This window comes from Vibrio sp. ER1A, assembly GCF_000733315.1.
In the GTDB taxonomy this organism is placed as follows: Bacteria; Pseudomonadota; Gammaproteobacteria; order Enterobacterales; family Vibrionaceae; genus Vibrio; species Vibrio mediterranei.
In genome coordinates, this window is sequence record NZ_JPJA01000086.1 from 1,321,145 (window position 1) to 1,325,740 (window position 4,596).

The 4,596-nt window shown below is 40.7% G+C and carries 5 protein-coding genes; all 5 read left to right on the top strand.

What is annotated here, in order from left to right:
- Positions 1-233 precede the first annotated feature (233 nt).
- Positions 234-1,193, top strand: a complete 960-nt coding sequence (locus tag HW45_RS12860) for a Bug family tripartite tricarboxylate transporter substrate binding protein (protein ID WP_038227276.1) — start codon at positions 234-236, stop codon at positions 1,191-1,193.
- Positions 1,194-1,253: 60 nt separating this feature from the next.
- Complete coding sequence (locus HW45_RS12865) at positions 1,254-1,700, top strand: tripartite tricarboxylate transporter TctB family protein (protein ID WP_038227278.1); 447 nt, start codon at positions 1,254-1,256, stop codon at positions 1,698-1,700.
- Positions 1,701-1,703: 3 nt separating this feature from the next.
- The gene (locus HW45_RS12870) at positions 1,704-3,218 is read left to right on the top strand and encodes a tripartite tricarboxylate transporter permease (protein ID WP_038227280.1); all 1,515 of its coding nucleotides are present in this window, start codon (positions 1,704-1,706) and stop codon (positions 3,216-3,218) included.
- Entirely contained in the window at positions 3,218-4,363 is a 1,146-nt protein-coding gene (locus tag HW45_RS12875; RefSeq protein ID WP_038227284.1) for a mandelate racemase/muconate lactonizing enzyme family protein, read from the top strand. Before HW45_RS12870 ends, HW45_RS12875 begins: the two co-directional genes overlap by 1 nt.
- A gap of 18 nt (positions 4,364-4,381) precedes the next feature.
- Positions 4,382-4,596 (top strand): 2-dehydro-3-deoxygalactonokinase (locus HW45_RS29995; RefSeq protein ID WP_038227285.1); only part of this gene is annotated, 215 nt, incomplete at its 3' end.

Consider the following 4,596-nt stretch of genomic DNA (forward strand, 5'->3'; position numbering starts at 1 on the left):
GATTATATGGATGATCAGAGAATGAATGAACTTATCCCTATAATTCAAAGTTATAGTGAAAGAATTTCAGAGCAAATAAATTAATAATTAATTAACACCATTCGTGTTAATTACATAATGGGCCGTTTAATTAGTTTGAATGAATATTTGATTTCATAAACTAATTAAGCACCTCAATATAAATTACTCATGAAGCCAAAGAAGCTTCCCCCTACCATAATAAGGTTATGATAATGAATAAACTCTTCAAAAATGTACTGATGTCTGCTGTTATTGCGAGCGCATCAATTGCTACTACTGTAGGCGCGACTTCAACGTATCCAGATTCACCGGTAAAAGTGATTGTTCCATATTCAGCGGGTGGTGGTTCAGATAGTGTAAGCCGTGCCCTTGTTGAAGCGCTTAAAGATAAGTTTCCAGAAGGTATCGCTGCAGAAAATCGTACAGGTGGCGCTGGCGCTATTGGTATGTCTTATGCTCAAAATAGTAAACCTGATGGGCAAACGATCGGCATGGTTGCGCCTGAGCTTGTGATGCTTCCGCACCAAGGCTACGGGTCAAACCTAGACTACACGAAATTCACCCCTCTTGCAATTGTAAACTCTGGCTACGCAGCGATTACGGTACCTGCTGATTCTCCGTATGAAACGCTAGAAGACCTTATCAAAGACTCTAAGGACAACAATCTACTGTTTGGTAACTCTGGAACAGGCAGTATTTGGCATCTCGCTGGTGCGGGCTTAGAAGTAAAAGCGGGTACACAGTTTACGCATATCCCTTATAAAGGCTCCTCTGCAGCAATCACTGCTTTACTTGGTAAGCACTTAGACGCGGTGTCAGTATCTTATGCAGAAGTGGCATCACAAGTAGAAGCGGGCGCATTGCGTTCACTCGCTGTTCTAGCACCTAATCGTTTAAAAGATGCACCAAATGTTCCTACTGCAAAAGAATTGGGCTACGACGTAGAGATTGGTACTTGGCGCGGTTTCATGGTTCCTAAAGGTACACCACAATCAACAGTTGATTTCTTAACGGATGCTATTTTAGAAGCGGTTGAAACAGACACGTTCAAAACCTTTATGGCAAACACAAACAATGATATTGAAATCATTAAATCTGACGAGTTTGCGAAAAAACTAGAACGTGAAGACATTTTCTTCAAAGAACTCATTACTAAACTAGAGCTTAACTAAGCAATACCTGTGAAGCTTATTTTATAACGAATAAGCTTCACAAATCTTGGGGCGATAATTATGCGTAAAGCTCATTTAATTTCAGCTTTAATTTTTGTTTTATTCTCTATTGTGGCTTTATATCTATCAAACGAATTACCAGGCTCTCGTAGAGGTGTCCCTGGCCCTGCGGTATGGCCAGTTATTATTTCCTGTGCAATATTGATATCAGGTTGTATTTTGTTTTTTAAAACACTTAGAAAATCAGAGAGTGAACCATTAGAGATACTTAATAGCGATAATATAAGAGTATATATAACAATGGGTATTCTTGTTGGCTATTTAGTCCTAATGAATGTGATTGGTTTTGTAGTGACGTCGTTAGTTTTGATGTTCGGATTATTTACTTGGTTTAGCAATATGCCACTAACTAAGCGAATGTTATTTTCAATTGCCATCGTTGGCATGGTGTACGGCGTGTTTAACTACGCACTCAATGTCCCATTCCGGTTTGGAATACTGTTTTAAGGAATATATAACGTGTTAATTGAAGCATTGGATTTGGTGTTACAGCCAAATGTCATTTTATATCTTCTAGTAGGCGTTGCAGGTGGCATGTGTATTGGTTGCTTACCGGGACTAACAACTACAATGGGTGTTGCACTTGTACTGCCGTTAACGTTTGGAATGGACGCTGTTCCAAGTATTCTTTTGTTGATTGGTGTGTATGTTGGTGCGGTTTATGGTGGCTCATTAGCAGCAATACTGCTCAATACCCCTGGAACACCAGCATCAGCTGCGACCGCTCTTGATGGCTATAAAATGGCGTCGCGGGGCGATGCTGGTCGAGCACTTGGAATCTCCACGTTCAGTTCTTTCATTGGTGGTTTAATTAGCTGCATTTTCCTAATTTTGATCGCACCAGTATTAGCTGATTTTGCGCTGAAGTTCAGTGCTCCAGAATTTTTTATGCTGGCCGTATTTGGCCTATGCATTATTTCTTCAATATCAGGTAAATCCATTTTCTTGGGTTTGATCAGTGGTTTTATCGGTATGTTCATCGCCACGATAGGTCTTGATGATATTACGGGTAATATGCGTTTTACGTTTGATAACATTAACTTATATTCAGGCATTAATTTCATACCAGTCATGATTGGACTGTTTGCAATGTCTCAGGCATTTATTGGTGTCGAAGAAATTGGTGTTAAAAGTAAAGCGACAGGAAAAATTAGACGCGTGATCCCAAAAAGTTCAGATTGGAAGGTCATTTTTAAAAATGGTGTTCCATTTGGTAGCTTGGGTGCGTTTATCGGAACCATTCCAGGTGTTGGCGCTGACATCGCGTCATTCATCGCCTATGGACAAGCAAAAAGCATTTCTAAAAAGCCCGAAGAATTTGGAAACGGATCACCAGAAGGAGTGTCTGCTCCAGAAGCGGCAAACAATGGTGTGACGGGGGGAGCGCTAATCCCGATGTTATGTCTTGGCGTTCCGGGGGATGCTGTTGCGGCAATTATGATTGGTTCTTTGACGGTTCAAGGTATTCAGCCTGGCCCGTTACTATTCCAAAATGATGCATCAACGGTCTACGCCATTTTTATAGGTTTATTAATTGCTAACGTGTTCATGCTCATTTTAGGCTTGAGCTCCGTTCGAATTTTTACGAAGGTTCTGTCTGTCCCTAAACCAGTGCTAGTACCAACCATAATGTTGCTGTGTTTTGTGGGTAGTTACGCCTTAAACAACAATATGTTTGATGTTGCTGTGATGCTGTTTTTTGGTGTAGTGGGATACTTTTTTCAAAAACTTGAGATATCCGCTTCCCCTCTAATTTTAGGTTTGATTTTAGGCCCTATGGCAGAAAGTAACTTCAGACGAGCACTACTGATGTCTAGAGGGGACTACTCAACATTTTTATCTACCGGAATTTGTTGGGCTTTCTTCACTCTTATCATCATTTCCCTTCTATTCCCAATAATCAAAAAAAGAATGTTGAAGAAGCAGAATAACAACGTAAATACACATGGCCTTGAGAGAAATTAATGAAAATTATAGACGTAATTCCACACGCAATTTCAGTTCCATTAGACAATCCGTTTTATTTTTCTCAAGGATGGGCTAGCAACCGAAGTGCGGTGATTGTTGAGGTTATCACTGACGAAGGTGTAATTGGCTACGGTGAATCGCTATGCCATGGGCTACAAAGTCCAATGATAGCTGCTTCAATTATTGAACATAGCTATAAGTCTTTGCTAATTGGGCGAGACCCATTAGATGTCGAATGTCTATGGGAAGAAATGTACAACCTTTCTCGACCATTTGGACAAAGTGGTGCAACGGTGAACGCCGTGAGTGGTGTCGACATTGCGCTTTGGGATGTTATCGGTAAGTCCCTTAAAAAACCAATTCATAAATTACTAGGTGGTGCCTTTAGAAGTGAAGTTACCCCTTACGCAACAGGGTTCTACCGCATTGCTGATGGACATTACCCACAAGATTCACAAGTAGAAGCAAAACTGCACGTTAAGAATGGTTTTAAAGCATTTAAACTAAAAATCGGCTTTGGTATTGAAGAAGACATCAAACTGATTAAAGCCGTGCGTGCAACTGTGGGAGATGACATTAAAATCATGGCTGACGCCAACGGTGCTTACAATGTTGCTCAGGCGCGTAAGCTTATTAATGAAACTGAAAAGTACAATTTGCACTTCCTTGAAGAGTTGCTTGCTCCAGAAGATATCGACGGTTACAGAGAATTAAAATCAAGTTCACCGACGGCCATTGCGGCGGGCGAGCAAGTCTTTGGCAAGATGGGTTATCGCCCATGGCTTGAAAAGCGTTCGCTAGATATCATCCAGCCTGACTTATGTTCAAGCGGTGGTTTTACTGAATGTAAAAAAATCGCTGCGATGGCACAAGCTAGCCATACTACGTTGATTCCTCATGTTTGGGGCTCGGGGATAGGTATTGCTGCTTCACTGCAATTCATCGCGTCTATTCCATGTAATCCACTATCTCTCAACCCGACTGAGCCGATGCTTGAGTTTGACCAGTCGTCTCACCCATTTAGAAAGGCTCTTATTTGCGATGGTATTCATTACGCAGATGGAAAGGTAACAATCCCGACTAAACCAGGTATTGGTGTGGATGTCGATATCGACATCATCAAGCAATACAAAATTAATTGATTAGTGAGTTCTAACAATATGTTATCAAAAAATGATATTGAGTTTCTTATTGTAGATTGGGGCACAACTAACTTTCGAGCGTTTGCAATTAATCATGAAAATAAAGTTCATACGCATATCGAATTACCATTGGGTTTGAAACAAGTTACCGACAATGAGTTTGCAAATGTGCTGGAGCACGAGCTAAAAGCTTGGATTGTAGATTATCAAGAACTGCCTATCTATATGGCGGG